The 16,017-nt window shown below is 49.6% G+C and carries 6 protein-coding genes; 2 read left to right on the top strand and 4 right to left on the bottom strand.

From position 1 onward, the window contains the following. Nucleotides 1–168: 168 nt before the first annotated feature. Nucleotides 169–1,647, bottom strand: coding sequence for a RagB/SusD family nutrient uptake outer membrane protein (locus GK091_RS02125; protein WP_164034975.1), 1,479 nt, complete (start codon nt 1,645–1,647; stop codon nt 169–171). Nucleotides 1,648–1,775: 128 nt separating this feature from the next. Beyond that, nucleotides 1,776–4,910 carry a SusC/RagA family TonB-linked outer membrane protein gene (locus tag GK091_RS02120; protein WP_164034974.1) on the bottom strand — a complete coding sequence of 1,045 codons (3,135 nt, stop codon included), beginning with the start codon at nt 4,908–4,910 and terminating at the stop codon, nt 1,776–1,778. A gap of 474 nt (nt 4,911–5,384) precedes the next feature. Between GK091_RS02120 and GK091_RS02115 the strand changes: the two genes are divergently transcribed. Beyond that, a complete protein-coding gene (locus GK091_RS02115) occupies nt 5,385–8,342 on the top strand; it encodes an FAD-binding and (Fe-S)-binding domain-containing protein (protein WP_164034973.1) in 2,958 nt (985 codons plus the stop codon). Between the two features lie 275 nt (nt 8,343–8,617). Next, nucleotides 8,618–11,128 carry a GEVED domain-containing protein gene (locus GK091_RS02110; RefSeq protein ID WP_246202120.1) on the top strand — a complete coding sequence of 837 codons (2,511 nt, stop codon included), beginning with the start codon at nt 8,618–8,620 and terminating at the stop codon, nt 11,126–11,128. 12 nt (nt 11,129–11,140) lie between these two features. Here GK091_RS02110 and GK091_RS02105 read toward each other — a convergent pair whose 3' ends face one another. Together GK091_RS02105 and GK091_RS02100 are read right to left on the bottom strand one after the other, a co-directional pair. Beyond that, nucleotides 11,141–12,532 carry an APC family permease gene (locus tag GK091_RS02105; RefSeq protein ID WP_170312618.1) on the bottom strand — a complete coding sequence of 464 codons (1,392 nt, stop codon included), beginning with the start codon at nt 12,530–12,532 and terminating at the stop codon, nt 11,141–11,143. A gap of 200 nt (nt 12,533–12,732) precedes the next feature. Continuing rightward, complete coding sequence (locus GK091_RS02100; protein ID WP_164034971.1) at nt 12,733–15,756, bottom strand: TonB-dependent receptor; 3,024 nt, start codon at nt 15,754–15,756, stop codon at nt 12,733–12,735. Between the last annotated feature and the right edge of the window lie 261 nt (nt 15,757–16,017).

Raw genomic sequence — 16,017 nt, 5'->3', positions numbered from 1 at the left:
ATGATGTAAAAGGTAGAGTTGAGGCAGCGTAGAGAAAGGGACTACAAAAATAAGGAATTATACGTACTCCGTTTGCATTTTCCAGCAATTAATAGGCTTTTAATTAGCCCCTTAAAACCAAAAAGAGCAAGCCCGTATGAGCCTGCTCTTTTCGTTGTATACTAGAAATTAATACCCTGGATTTTGCTTCAGGTTTGGATTCAACGACAGCTGATCCCTCGGAATTGGGAAGATCGTACGGTAAGACTGCGAGGCTGGTTTGAAACGCCAAGCCTTCGTGAACTGACCGAAACGAATCAAATCCTGGCGACGGTGGTATTCAAAAGCAAACTCACGACCACGTTCAGCCAACATATCGTCCAGCGTTATAGATGTGAAGTCGGCCATGCCAGCCCGTTTACGAATCACATTAACATCCGTAAGAGCAAGTGCCGTGTTCCCTAGTCGGAGATTTGCTTCAGCCCGCATCAGGTATGCATCAGCTAGGCGATACACAACGAAGTCGTTGTCCTGCTCCGTAAAACTGTTGTTTTTCTGTATCTCGTATTTCTGACTCCGCGCACCTGCCATCCGTCCAGTCGCACCTGCTGGTAAAACAAGCGCCGGGATTTCTGGATTGAATGCAAACGGAACACCACCATCTTCCTGTATAGCGGTACCATCTGCCTTGTACTGCTGACCGACAATCCACATTTTTTTGCGGATATCCTTATCATCGAACGAGTTGTAAAACTCGGTTACTGTTGCAAAACCATTCCACGGCGCTGTACCCAGGTTGTACGTCAACTGGTTCAGATAATGAAGGTTCTGCATCTGTGGCCGGAACCCTGTCCGTTTCGATTTGTCGAAAGGCGTTGCCAGGATGATTTCCTGCGAGTTCTGGTTCTGCGTAATGAAGTTGCTGAAAAAATCACCAACAATTTGAAACTTGCCCGAACTGATAACATTGTTCGTGCGCGTTACTACATCAGCCCAGCGAGCAGTACCCGTGTAAACTTGTGCGTTCAAATACAGTTTAGCCAAGATCATGTCAGCTACGTATTTGTTCATACGACCGTAGTAAGCACTACCTGACACATCGCTCAGATTTGGATAAGCAGCCAACAGTTCTTTCTCAACAAAAGCGAAGACCTCTGCACGAGTACTTTGCTTTGGTGAAACACCACCTACTGCGTCCGAAATAATTACGTTGCCAAACAGGTCCATCGCTTCATAATGGAAAAATGCCCGCAACGCTTTGAGTTCTGCAACAGTTTTGACGTCTGTTTGATTGCCCAACACCTGGTTTATAGATGTGATGTTGTTGTAACACCAGGTCCAGGGGCCATTGAACTGTCCATTATCCGTAACAGGGTCCCAGGTGTGGGTATACAACCGAACCCAGTTGTCGCCATCTTTCCAGTCACCACCCCGAGTTGGTACGATCTGTTCATCAGTCGTCGTATTCAGGTTGGATAAGTTACCATAGTAGTCACCCAGCCCATTATAGAGAGGGCCAATAAGTGCTGCCTGTTGGGCAGCAGTACTACCAAACGTCCCACTCGTTGGAATGACGTCATAGGTTGTTTCGGTGAGGTCTGTACAGGATTGACCTGCCAGCATCAGCGCCGAACAGCCCAGAAGCACTTTTATTGTTATTCCTTTCATAGAAGTTTTTGATAATTAATTAGTTACATCGGCAAACCTCAGATGGTATATTAACGATGTGTTAATTAGAACAGTTTTCACAAACCGAATTAATTTTTGGATTTAATCCAGTTTGTGAAATGATCAGTTTAGAACGTCAAATTCAGGCCTAACTGGAACTGACGAGTTTTGGGATAGATCCCACTGTTGTCAAGACCAATCGAGTTAGGTGTCTGAGAACCTTGTGGTAAATCAGCTTTTACCTGCAACTCCGGATCAATCCCCTTGTATTTCGTGATAACAAATAGGTTGTTACCACCCAGATAAATACGAGCGTTAGTAATGTATTTGCTGGCTGGCAATGGTACATTATAACCGATCTGCCAGTTATCGAAGCGAACAAACGTTCCGCTTTCAAGCCAGTTGGTCGATAGTACGTTTACACCGTATCCTTTTGGCAAGGTTGTTACCTCCTTCAACATGTTTGTTTCCAGAATGGAGCCTGGCAGCAGCAGGTTCGACCGAACGTTGTTCAGAATACTGTTGCCAAACGTACCACGTACCTGGAAATAGACGTCAAACCCCTTATAGCGGAACGTGTTAATGAAAGCACCCGTCAGGAAAGGCTGTGGATTACCCTGTTTCAGTGGCGATCCGGCAGCAATAGCAGCCGCAGCATCGGCTTTCGATACATCCGTTACGGGTGTATCGCCCGAACCAGCTTTCAGCAATGGCAGACCATCAGCATTGTAGCCAACAAAAGTTGGAACATTGTTGAACTCGCCCAAAGGCTGACCGGGTGTAATGAATGACGCATATACGTCAGACAAACCACGTCCACCAAAGGCATTAAAGCGAACAGTACCTGAATCGAACTCATCACTTTTGAGGCTCACAATCGTATTCTTATTGTAAGCGGCTACGAGTTTAGAATTCCAGGAGAAATCGCCTTTCTGAATAACGTCCCCACCGAACGAAAATTCGAAGCCAGAATTCCGCATCGAACCAACGTTAGCCAGAATAGAATTGGCAAAATACTTCACACCGTCAGCTGGCACGGAGTACTGATACAGCAAGTCTTTAGTCAACTTGTTATAGTATTCTACTGTACCTGCAAACCGACCACCAAATAATTGGAAGTCTAATCCAATATTCGATGAGCCAAGTACTTCCCACTTCAGGTTTGGATTCGCATTCTGTGTAATACCGTAGCCAGGCAGGAAGTCACCCAATGAACCATCGTAATAAGTGCCTTTCTGACCATACAACTGAATCGAGTTGTAAGCAGCGATACCTTCTGAGTTACCCGTCTGACCATAACCAGCACGCAGTTTCAGGAAGTTAAGCGTGTTGCTTTTTGGAAAGAACGATTCGTTCGTAATCGTCCAGCCAGCACCGATCGATGGGAAAACGCCCCATTTGTTGTTAGCACCAAATTTAGTGCTACCATCCCGACGTATTGTAGCCGTCACATTGTACCGATCATTCAAATTAACCGTTGCCCGACCGAAGAACGAGATCAATTTACTTTGATTCCGGTAAGAAAACGCGTAGTTGTTAGAGGGTAATACAAGTGTACCTGAGCCTAAGCCCAGATTGTCAAAATTGACATTGCTGGTTAAGAAACCGTTGTTAGCCGCGCCGAAACCATCGTTGTCAAACTGTTGGAACGAATAGCCTCCCAGTACAGAGAAATTGCTATTCTGTGCACCGAACCCTCTTGTATAGTTTACTGTCGTTTCTAATAACTGGTTATTAGACTCCGTGAAGTTGCGACCCGCCCGTCCGTTGTTAGCGGCAAAAGCTTTGATGGTTGGATTTGTGTAGTATTGACTGGTGGTATTGTCACGCTGCAATTGTCCGCTTACACCCAATGTAAGTCCGTCCAAAATTTCATACCGTAAGGTAACACCACCCTGTAAGTACCGTTGAACAGCTGTGTTGACCGAGTTTTCTAAGGCGGCTACCGGGTTAAACAAATCGAAACTACCACCTACCTCATAGTAAGAACCATCTGCATTGCGCACGGGTAATGTAGGCAGAAATGTTGTAGCGCGGTTCAAGAAACCACCTACGCTCGGGGCACCTGTGTTGCCATTGTCCGGAAAATCTTTGTTCGTTTCCGAATACGACAAATTGTACTGAACATTCAAACGGTTGTCGAACGCTTTCTGGTCGAGGTTAATCCGGCCAGTAACCCGATCAAAACCACTTTTCTTAACAAGCCCCTGTTGATTAATGTAGTTCAACGAACCACGATAGCTGAAATTGGGTGAACCACCGGCAATAGCCAAATCGTGGTTGTTGGTAACAGCAGTGCGCGTAATTTCTTTCACCCAGTCCGTATTGTAATTACCAGTTGGGAAGCGCTGTAAATCAGACAATGCCGATGCACCTTTGATAGACGTGACTGCATCACGGTACCCTTGTGCGTCCAACATATCGAACCGTTTAGAGATGACAGCAATCCCAACATAGTTGTTGAATGATACTGTTGTCTTGCCTGCCTTACCGCGCTTGGTCGTGACCAGAATAACGCCGTTGGCTGCCCGTGATCCGTAAATAGCAGCCGCAGAAGCATCTTTCAGTACGTCCATCGATTCAATATCGCTTGGGCTGATTGTACTAATTGGAACACCAATCATACCATCAACTACATAAAGGGGATCGCTACCACCAGCTAGCGACGTGTAGCCCCGCAGACGGACCGTTGGCGACTGGTTGGGATCACCTGAAGGCGATGTAATAACCAGACCAGCTACCTTACCCTGAATGGCTTGCAGCGGGTTGGGGTTCACACCGGCGTTGAAATCTTTCGCCGTTACCTGTACAACCGAACCGGTCAGATCTTTCCGTTTGGCCGTACCGTAACCGACAACGACTACTTCTTCTAGAGCCTTTGTATCATCGAGCAGTTTCACATCTGCCGTTGTCCGATTGCCGACCGCAACTTCCTGAGTCGTGTAACCGATAAAGCTTAGAACCAGTGTCGCATTATCAGGTACATTCGTTATACTATACTTGCCTTCAGCGTCAGTATTGGTACCACGTTGAGTGCCCTTGATCTGTACGCTCACACCCGGTAATTTTGACCCTGTTGGATCGGTTACTGTTCCTGTAACCGTACGACCCTGCGCCCATGCTGCTGAGTTACTCAACAGCAATACCATTACCAGCATTGATAGAACGCGTAACGCATTCCACACAAGTGACTGGGGTTGAGAAGTCCCAACCTGACCTACGTAACCACGATTATGGTTACTTGTGTAGGATTTGTCCATCATAGGTTTACAGTAAAAAGTTTAAAATATGGTATAGTTTTTATAGGTTAAAGTTGGTATGTCTGAATCCACACTAGTCACAAGACACCCATAGGTAGACCGGAAACTGAATTATCTCCATGAGAGTTTGGTAAATTGAGTAGAAATTATAGAACATATACCCGAACCAGATGGCAAATTACTAAATCTCATTCTAAAAATACAAGTAGTAAAAGTTAAAATCGACTTAATCAAAGTCAATATTGTATCATAATAATTATTAAGAGTTATACGAACTATTTGATTAATCATACTGTCTGATACGAACAAAACAAGTCATAGTATTGATTTTCAGTGATCTGTTGGCTGATCGGCATTAACTAATTATGAAATTTCCGTGATGATTTTGTTTTCTAAATTCGTTGCCTTATACTACTAATTTTGGCGTATTAAGGACTAATTTTGTCTAAATTCTGGTAACGCCACTGGTTTAGTATTATGGATTCAGAAGTTATACGGCATTTAGGCAATCAGCTCGCCGGTGATGTCTACGATGACAGTACGTATCGGACACTTTATGCCACGGATGCATCGGCCTACCGTGAGATGCCCGCTGCGGTTGCGATTCCCAAAACGATTGATGATTTGAAGACGCTGATTGCTTTTGCCCGTCAGCATAATACATCACTTATACCCCGTACGGCCGGAACGTCGCTGGCAGGCCAAGTTGTTGGAAGCGGTATCGTTGTCGATGTGTCAAAGCATTTTACGAAGATTCTGGAAATCAACCCCGAAGAGCGTTGGGTACGCGTACAGCCAGGTGTTGTCCGCGACGAATTGAACCAGTTTCTTAAACCATACGGCCTGTTTTTCGGACCCGAAACCTCCACGGCGAACCGCGCCATGATTGGCGGTATGGTCGGGAACAATTCCTGCGGATCGAACTCCGTTGTTTACCGGGCTACGCGCGAGCATACGCTGTCCGTCAAAGCCCTGCTGGCGGATGGGTCAGAGGTTGAATTTGGGGGGGTGAGCGGCTGGGATTTTACGAAACTGGTGAGTGAAGCGAGCCGTAAGAATGGTTCGGCAACGCTGGCCGATCGAATTCTTCTTCAGGCAAATACGATCCTGTCTGATCCTGCCAATCAGGAAGAAATTCGGCGAAACTTCCCCAAGAAGACCATCGAACGCCGAAACACGGGTTACGCGCTGGATGCGTTGCTCGACATGGAACCGTTCACTACGAATGGGGAGCCGTTCAATCTGGCCAAGTTCATTACCGGCTCCGAAGGGACACTTTGTTTTCTGACCGAAATCAAACTCAATATTGTCCCCCTTCCCCCGAAAGAAAGTGGACTGGTTTGTATTCACTGCCATTCGATCGACGAAGCACTGCGGACAACGCTGGTGGCGCTGAATTACAAACCCTATGCCGTCGAGCTGATCGATGACATTATTCTGGAACGGGCCGATACAAACCCTGAGCAGCGAAAAAACAGCTTTTTTGTCCAGAAAACGCCGAGTGATCATTTCCCGATTATTCTCGTCGTTGATCTGTCGCGCGATACCCGCGCCGAAATCGAGTTGTTAGCCGCCGACCTGGAAGCCGAACTGCGGGCGGCCAATTTGGGCTATCACTATCCATTACTATTTGGCGAGGACACCAAGAAAATATGGACACTTCGCAAAGCCGGTCTCGGTCTGCTGGGTAACCTGCCCGGCGATGAGAAAGCAGTGGCGGTTATCGAAGATACGGCGGTCGATGTCCATGATCTACCCGATTACATTCGTGACTTCAACGGGATTCTCAAGAAGCACAATATGCATTCGGTACACTATGCTCATGCGGGATCTGGTGAACTGCACCTTCGGCCAATCATCAATCTCAAAACGGAAGAAGGTCACCGTCAGTACCGGATGATTGCCGAAGAAATTGCCACGCTGGTCAAAAAGTACGATGGGTCGCTATCGGGTGAACATGGCGACGGGCGGTTAAGGGGCGAGTTTATTCCGCAGATGGTTGGCCCGCACAACTACGAGTTGATGCGTCAGATCAAGCATACGTGGGACCCACAGGGCATTTTCAATCCCGGCAAAATCATTGAAACGCCCCCCATGGATACCTTTCTGCGGTACGAAGCGGGGCAGCAAACGCCGGAATTCAAGACGTATTTTCGCTACAAGGATCAGAATGTACTGCAGCATGCCGAGCAGTGCAATGGGTCGGGCGACTGCCGAAAAACGCAGGCCTCTGGTGGAACCATGTGTCCCAGCTACATGGCTACGCGCAATGAAAAAGACACGACGCGGGCCCGGGCGAACATCCTACGTGAGATGCTGACGCGTTCACCGAAGGAAAACCGCTTCGATCATAAAGAAATCAAGGAGGTATATGACCTCTGCCTTTCCTGCAAGGGTTGCAAAAACGAGTGTCCTTCGAACGTAGACGTAGCCAAACTCAAAGCCGAGTTTTTGCAGCAATACTACGACACGAATGGTATCCCGATTCGATCGCGGCTGATCGCTAATTTCGCCCGGCTATCCAGTATTGCCGCTTTTGTGCCCTGGGCCTGGAACGGTGTACTGGGCACCCCTTCGCTTCGGCGCATCGCGAACCGGGTAGTCGGCTTCCACCCCGACCGGACGATGCCATTGCTCAGCAACACGACCCTGAAAAACTGGGCTTACGATCACAAAAGCAACGCACAGAAATCAGCCAAAAACGGCCAGAAACTATTCCTGTTCTGCGACGAATTCACAAATTACAACGACGTTGAAGTTGGCCAGAAAGCCATCCAACTGTTTGAACGGCTTGGCTACGAGGTCGTTATCCCGAATCACGGCGAGAGCGGTCGCGCGGCCCTGTCGAAAGGGATGCTTAAATACGCTAAGACCCTGGCTGAGCATAACGTCAAGGTACTGAAAGATATTATTACCTCTGAAATGCCCCTGGTAGGTATGGAACCGTCGGCGATTCTAACCTTTCGTGATGAGTACCCTGATCTGGTCGATGAATCGATGGTGGCAGACGCCAAACAGCTGGCCCAACATGCGTTGACGTTTGAAGAATTTATCGCCCGTGAAGCTGACGCAGGGCGTATACGTCCGGACAGTTTCACGACCGAGACGAAACTCATTAAACTGCACGGCCACTGTCAGCAAAAAGCAGTTTCTTCGCTGGTGCCGGGCAAAAAAGCTTTGTCCTTACCGGCGAACTATACGACACAACTGATTCCGTCGGGCTGCTGTGGCATGGCGGGTTCGTTTGGCTACGAAGCCGAACACTACGACATTTCGATGCAAATTGGGGAACTGGTTCTCTTCCCGACCGTTCGCCAGCAACCCGACGACGTAATTATTGCAGCCCCCGGAACATCGTGCCGCCACCAGATCAAAGACGGAACGGCCCGTAAGGCAAAGCATCCGGCCGAAATTTTATTTGAAGCTCTGAAGTAGTGTGCCGTTGAAAGTTTTTATTGCCAATAACGTGATGGGTTAATCCGTACGATGTCGGCAATACAAATCCTTCTCTGTATTTTAGAAGACCTTTCCGGCAGCGACTCACGAAGCTATCCATTCTCAGACGTTTGTATACACATTAACAGATAGTCCCGGTTGTTGCTCTGGACGAAGCAACCACTGAATTTCACTACAGATATAGTACTTTCTTTCGTAGCGTTTCTCCAAAAATGGCGTTTTACATACGAGTTCTGGTAGCATTTTTAAGTGGCATGCTCCCTTTTTTTTCGTTGGCTCAGCGCGCTCCGGTAACTGATCCACCCGTCTGTGGCACGCCCGATTTGACCGATAGTAAACGCCGGGCACTTTCTAGTGAGGCAGCTTTTGCATTAAGCGAGAAACAAGCATCGGGCCAGCCCACGACCGGCGTTGCCTATGTACCTATTCGACCGCACATCTACCGGCGTAGCGATGGTACAGGTGGCTTGACACTGGACAAATTGAACAATATCATCGCCATTACGAACAGCTATTACCAGCTCAATGGCAGTGGCATTCAGTTCTATTTCTGTGGCACATCGCCCGAATACATTGACAACGACAATCTTTACAATAGCTTTCCCGCCTACAACGAAACGATTACCAATGGGCATGATGCGTTAAATGCCATGAATCAATACTACGTCAATGGATTTAACCAGAGCGGATTAGGGGGCTATGCTAATTTTCCTGCCAATAACATCAATAGTACGCGCTCATTTATTCTGAACGAATCTGATGAGATAGACCTGGCGAACCGACTGCTCCCCCACGAACTGGGTCATAGTTTTAACCTGTATCACACATTCGGCAATTCGGGCTCCGGTACGACGGAGTTGGTAACGCGTGGGGCCGGAGCCAATTGCACAATAGCGGGTGACGAACTTTGTGATACCCCCGCCGACCCGTATGGCTTGTCCGGCGCGAATGTTCCGTACATTAATGGCTGTCAGACCTATACAGGATCGGCTACGGACGCGAACGGAGAACGGTATGCGCCTTCCATATCTAACATTATGTCGTATTACTTTCCCTGCACGCACGATTTTACGCCGGGGCAATACGAGCGTATGCAGGCAGGGCTGGCACTGCGTCAAACGCATACGGCTTACTCGCTGGATTGTCCGGCCACCAGTGTTCCGGCACCTACTAACGTAGCCGCCACGATCAGCAACGGCAATGTAGTGATCTCCTGGCAGGACAACGGCTCCACGGAGATGGGCTATTTCATTGAACGTTCTACTGCTCCAGCCACGAATTTCGTTCCGATCGGTGGTGTTGGCGCTAACAGAACTACTTACACTGACACCAGAGCGACCGCACTGACCACCTACTATTACCGCATTCGCCCTTCGAACAGCACTACGCAGGGAATCAGTACGACAGGCAGCATTACGACACCTCCTTGTCGCCCAACCTATAATGCCTACGCCTGTACAGGGGGCGATGGTCTGGATGGATTCGTCATCAACGGCGCGGTAATAAGTCAGAGCTCAGGCTGTTCGGCAGGTGGGTATAGCGCGGGGTCTGTCGTTTCCGGCACGGTCCTGGCCGGGCAATCAGCGTCGTTTACGGCAAAGTTACTCCCATCGTCGTACAAACAAGGGGTCACGATATGGGCCGATCTGGATCGGGATGGCTTATTTGATTCGACGAAAAACGAGTTACTTTACAAAACATCCGCACTCGTAACCGGTCAGTTTTCGGGCAATTTGGTACTCCCCGCCACACTGACGACAGGGCCGATGACGATCCGCGTTATTGTGGCCTACAATGTGATCCCAACCGATGCATGTGGGAGCTACCTGTATGGCGAAACCGAAGATTATCAGGTACTGGTTGCAGGAGCTGCATCCGCTGATCTTAGTCTGCGCATGCAGACCGATATCCGAACACCTGCCCTTAATCAGCCCGTCAGTTTTTCGGTAACGATACAGAACAACGGACCCGATAACGCGACGAATATAAGTTGGCAGAACAACCTACCGCCCAATTTCAGCTTCGTTAGTGGTGAAACCGGTGTAATCAATTCAGGATCATCCGTGGGCGGAAGCGGTATATCGATTGCGACCGGAGCTTCAGCTACGTTTGTTTACCAGCTCAAACCAACCCAACCGGGTCTTTACCTCAACTCGGCCCAGATTCTGACGAGTAGCCTGCCCGATCCTACCTCTCAGCCGGGGTCCGGTACGGGTGATGGGCAGGATGACACAGCCACGATTGATATTCGCACCAACGACAACAACACAACCGTTTTTTCCTCTCCCAATCCAAATCAAACCCCTTTGCCGACAACGATCCCGAACCAACCAGCGCCTGATCCGGCAAAGGCCGATTTGTCGCTGCAATTTCGGGTGAGTACTCGTACCCCCAACGTGGGTCAGCCAGTAACGTTTACTGTCATAGTTGCCAATGCGGGCGGTATTTCGGCAGGTGCTATCGTGGTACGGGATACGCTACAGGGTATGTCGTTCGTCAATTCGCCAACGGGGGCTAGTAGTGTGGGTAGTGGCAATAACTACACCATCATCGAAGGAACGATTAACTCACTGGCAGCGGGGTCTACAGCCCAGATAATCTTTACCGCCATGCCTTCTGCTGTGGGTTATCTGACAAATGCAGCCCAGATCTGGTCGGCCAACACGCCAGACCCCGATTCGACGCCCGGTTCCGCAACACCCACCGGTAATAACCTAAACGGCGAAGATGACGTTAGTGCGGTCGACATGCGTGTCGTTCCTTGACAGCCGGTTGGATTACCGACCAAAGGGCCACTGGTGACGAATACCCGATGAGACCAGAAAAGCAACAGCACCCAACCCGATTACGGTCAAGCCCGAAAGCATGAACGTCAGTCCCGTTGAGAAAAAGATGAAGAGCCACACGCTGATAGCCAGCAGGACGGGCAACGGATAAAGCGGCATCCGAAACGGAAACTCGGAAGCAGCCCGTCGTCGGTGGAGCAGTAATAAGCCGATGGCCTGACCAACGAACTGGATCACAATACGCATCGCCAGAATCGCCGTAATGACATCGCCAAGTCGAAAGAGTAAGCTAAACACGAATCCTAAGCCTCCCAGAAACAGCAGCGAAACGTAGGGGAACTGGCGCGTGGGATGCAGTCGGGCGAAAATGGAGAAAAACTGCCCATCGACCGCAGCCGCGTAAGGTACCCGAGAATATCCCAGCAATACCGCAAACAACGACGAAAAAGCGACCAGCAATACCAGCACCGTTGCTAGTTGGGCCGCTTTAGGTCCGTAGAGCGTTTCAACGAACGTACTGACAATGAAGTCACTGTTCTGGGCTTCCTGCCAGGGGACAACGCTCACCACACTGAGGTTCATGAGCAGGTAAAGTCCCGTAATACCGGCGATGGAAATGAACATACTGGCGGGAATATTTCGCGTTGGCCGTTTCATTTCACCACCCAGATGGCAAACGTTATAATAACCCAGATAGCAATAGATCGTCTTGACCGATGCCTGACCAAGACCAGCTGCCAGTAGCCCACCACTAACCGAACCCATCGAGCCGAGTGTTTCCGACAGCGGAATTCGCGCATTGCTTAAGCCGCCAACAATGATCCAGCCGAGGGTCAGCAAAACGGCACCCCACATTACCAGACCAATTTTTCCGATTGAATCAATCTTTCGATAGAGCAACACAATGATCACCAGAACCACCCCACCCGAAACGGCTTTTCGCTGCCACTCGTCCAGGGGCATCAAATACGACATGTACTGCGCAAATCCAATGGCCCCGGAGGCCATCACCAGCGGTGCCTGAATCAGCGTTTGCCAGACGTACAGGAAGGACAGCAATCGTCCCCAGCGTTTTTCGCCGTACGAAATTTTGAGAAAATTGTAGCTCCCACCCGCCAGCGGAAACGAAGCGCCAAGTTCGGCCCAGACAAACGCATCGATTACAGATACGAACGCACCCAGTAGCCAGGCCCATAAAAACAACGGTCCGCCAAGGGTTTTAATGACCAGCGGCAGCACAACGAACGGACCGATACCAACCATATCGATCATGTTCAGAGCAGTCCCCTGGATCAGGGTCAGTCGCCGGGGCAACGCGGAATCGCCAGTCGATATAGGAGGAACGGAGGGCTCTGATGAATCAGAAGGCGTAGAATCAATCAATAGCGTAACGGGAAAAGAGAATGATCGGCCAAACGATCAGGCAACGGTCATTCTACGCCTAAAAGTTCGATTTCCCAACCGTATTTTGAGGCATTGCGGCTAACCACAGGCCAAAGTTGTAGGCGTGGTCTACATCGACCGAAAACAAAAGCGTCGTTGCCGGTAGTCTGGCAACGACGCTAAAAACGTATTCGTTTAGTTTAATTCATCAATTGATCGAACGTCAGGCTAATGTAATACATCGATCCAACACTGGGATTACCCCACGATTGCGTGTACAGCTTACCCGTCAGGTTCGTACCACCAACTTTCAGAATAGACTTAAAAGCAGACAGTTTTTTGCTAATTTGGGCATCAAGCGCACTGTAAGCCGGTATGATCGTCTGCTGACGAGCGGTCGCTTCGGCATTGGCAAAACTCGACTCCCACAGGAACGACTCCTGCGCCCGCCATACAACGTTGAACCCGATGCCAGTACCCCTCACATTCCGATTCCCGAACGACAGGTTATAGCGGTACTTTGGTGTGTTGAAAAAGGTCACAAACCCCGTCGGAATCTTGTCTTTATCGATCAGATAGTTGGACGATATGTTGGCCCCGATCGTGTAGTTGCCCGGCAACAGGTAATCCAGCCCAACGGCCCAGCCCGCATTTTTCAACTGGGTAGGCGAATTGACGGGGTACGAGTAAATCGTACGGGTCGAGCCACTGATCAGTTGCAGCGTCGAAGCCGGATTGGTCACGGTAGCCGGCTGTTTACCCTGAACGGCGACCTCGCTTCCCAGAAAATTAAGGAACCGATTGTAATAGTAATAAGCGTCGATGAACAGTTTGTTGCCCAATAACCCCTTGTAGCCCACTTCGTACGTTTCTACCCGCTCAGGGTCGTAGGTCGAACTGGTACTGGTAACTGGTTTCAACAAAGAAAGCGCCTGTGGCAGCGCAGCCTGTCCACCGGTTTGCAACGCGGCTCCGAATGCCTGCACCGACTGAAGCGTATAAGCGGGATTCGAGCTAAAACCGTAGCGCTCTTTCAGGAAGGGCAGACCACCGATGAGGTGATACGAAGGCGTATTGAGATCGATGTACTGATCCTGCGTCGTTGGAATCCGGAAACCACGCTGGAACGAAGCCCGGATGTTGTGAACTTTTGCTACCGTCAATACAGCCGATAAGCGGGGACTCACCTGCGCCTTGAAGTTCTGGTTCTTATCGTAGCGGATCGAACCCGTTAGTTTCAGCACATCGGCAATGGTTTTCGATGCCTGCGCATAAGCGCCATATTCATCGATGTTGAACTCCCTGCCACTTTCGTCGCGCGCAAATAATGTACCTTCCGAATTCAGGGCATACCGCCGGAAACTAGCCCCAACAATCACTTCAACGAGCTTGGGATCAACCAGTTTATTAATGTTGTACATGCCCTCCGCATGGTAGAGATTCGTCTTGTCGAGGAACCGCGCACCGACACCCGTAGCATCACCCGGAATCGATTTTCCCGTTACCGCATCGAAAGCCTGTTGAAACCCAGCGGTTCCAGGCAATAAGCGGCCCTGATCAGCTGTACCCCGAGCCAGATTGAGCCAGGTCGATTGCTGACTGGAGGCATACGTTTGAGCGGCTGTTGCGGCTGCCGCTGCGGTTTGGCCACTACCCAATGCCTGCAGGAACGCACCGGCATAGCCCTGGAAGGCGGTTTGCGCGTACGTACCAAAATAAGTCGGAAACCATTTGGCCGCGCTGCCACTCCAGGCCTCGTTGATCCCCTGCCCCAACGTCGACGTGGCGTAGCTATCGCCAGATCGTTCCTGCGTCGTGTAGGCACGCACGAAAAAGTTGGAACCTTTCAGTTCGAGTTTGTACTGACCCAGTTTGAATCCTTTCAGGTAGTAGCGATCGGCACCCGTATAGACCGTTGTTCCCGTGCCCCAGTTGGCTTGCAGAATCGCTTCTACGTTATCATTCAGCCGGTAGTGCAATGCGCCGTTCAGTTTCAGATTGGTTGCGTTATAATTGACCAGATCCTGCTCCGCGTAGCCCGTCCGCGAAATGTTCAGGTTCGGTATGATCGCGTTGAAGATCTGCTGCGGTGTCTGTCCTGTCAGTTGCGGCAACGTTCTGTTTCCGGCCTGTGGGATGGGCGTTGACGCAATCAGCCCCAAAACTTGTGAGGTTCCGTCGGCACCGGTTCCGGGTTGGCCATTACCATACAGGTTCGAATACAGGTTCGCGCTGGCGTCACCGTAAATATTTATACCGTCATAACCCGCGTTATTGGCCCGCGTCCCGTTGTCGAGCGTATAGCCATTTGAAAAACTCTGATCGCGGTAGTCAGTCGCCTGCCAGTCTTTAGCCGTCAGATACGAAACACCGACCTTGAACGCCAACCGGTTATTGAATGCTTTCGCATAGCGAAAAGCCGCATCGTAAAACGGCGTCGTTGCCGTTGAGCGGTTACTGGCGTTCATGACACCCCCCTTCACGTAAGCACTAAGACCCTGATACAGAAATGGGCTTTTCGAGGTCATCAGCAGGAGGCCATTGATCGCGTTCGGACCGTACAGAGCCGAAGCTGCTCCGGGCAACAGCTCCACACTTTCTAAATCCAGCTCCGATACGCCAGCGATGTTACCAACGGAGAAGTTCAGCCCCGGTGCCTGGTTGTCCATCCCATCGAGCAATTGCACAACCCGTGTGTTCCCGTTAGTACCAAATCCGCGCACGTTGACCGATTTGAACGTTATACTTTGGGTACTCATATCTACACCTTTAACGTTCTGCAAGGCATCGTAAAAGGAGGCCGATGGCGTAGACTGGAACGACCGAACATCCAGCCGTTCAACCGATACGGGCGATTTAAGCACGCTTTCCTCAACGCGTGAGGCCGATACAATAATCTCCTGCCCCAGCGTTACCTGCTCCTTCAGCGAAATGGTCAGCCCCGTTTTGTCGCCCGTGATCGCAAATTCCTGCGGCTGGAAACCGACCGCCGATATGGCAATCGTGAAGGGAGTAGGCGTGTTGGTACTCAGGGAAAAGTTTCCCTTCTGGTCCGTGATCGTACCAATAACTTTGCCTTTGACTGCGATGCTGATGCCCGCCAGTTCTTCTTTTGTCGCTTCGGCCGTTATTTTACCAGAAATGCGCGTTTGCGCCATAACACTGGCAGATAGTAACCAGCAAATTGACAAAAGAGATAGTGAGTAAGTAATTAATCTTTTCATATACTACTGGTTAACAAGATATTGAATTTACACACATCGACTTTGGTGCTAAACATACGGATAAGTCTTCTTTTAGTTCTACTAAATCATGTCATTAACAAATAATTTTTTAGCTAACACCCTTTTGGCCATCCGTTTATCCGAAAGCAAAGCCAGCCAATGAATGATTCTTATCTCGGAAATTTGCTGGCCAGATCACTGAGGGGCAATAAGTAAGCCAAATTTTGGTGTCCCAAGTCGAATGTGCAGTAGGCTGTAGTA

Source organism: Spirosoma agri (assembly GCF_010747415.1).
Taxonomy (GTDB): Bacteria; Bacteroidota; Bacteroidia; order Cytophagales; family Spirosomataceae; genus Spirosoma; species Spirosoma agri.
This window is presented reverse-complemented; position numbering and strand designations above follow the sequence as displayed.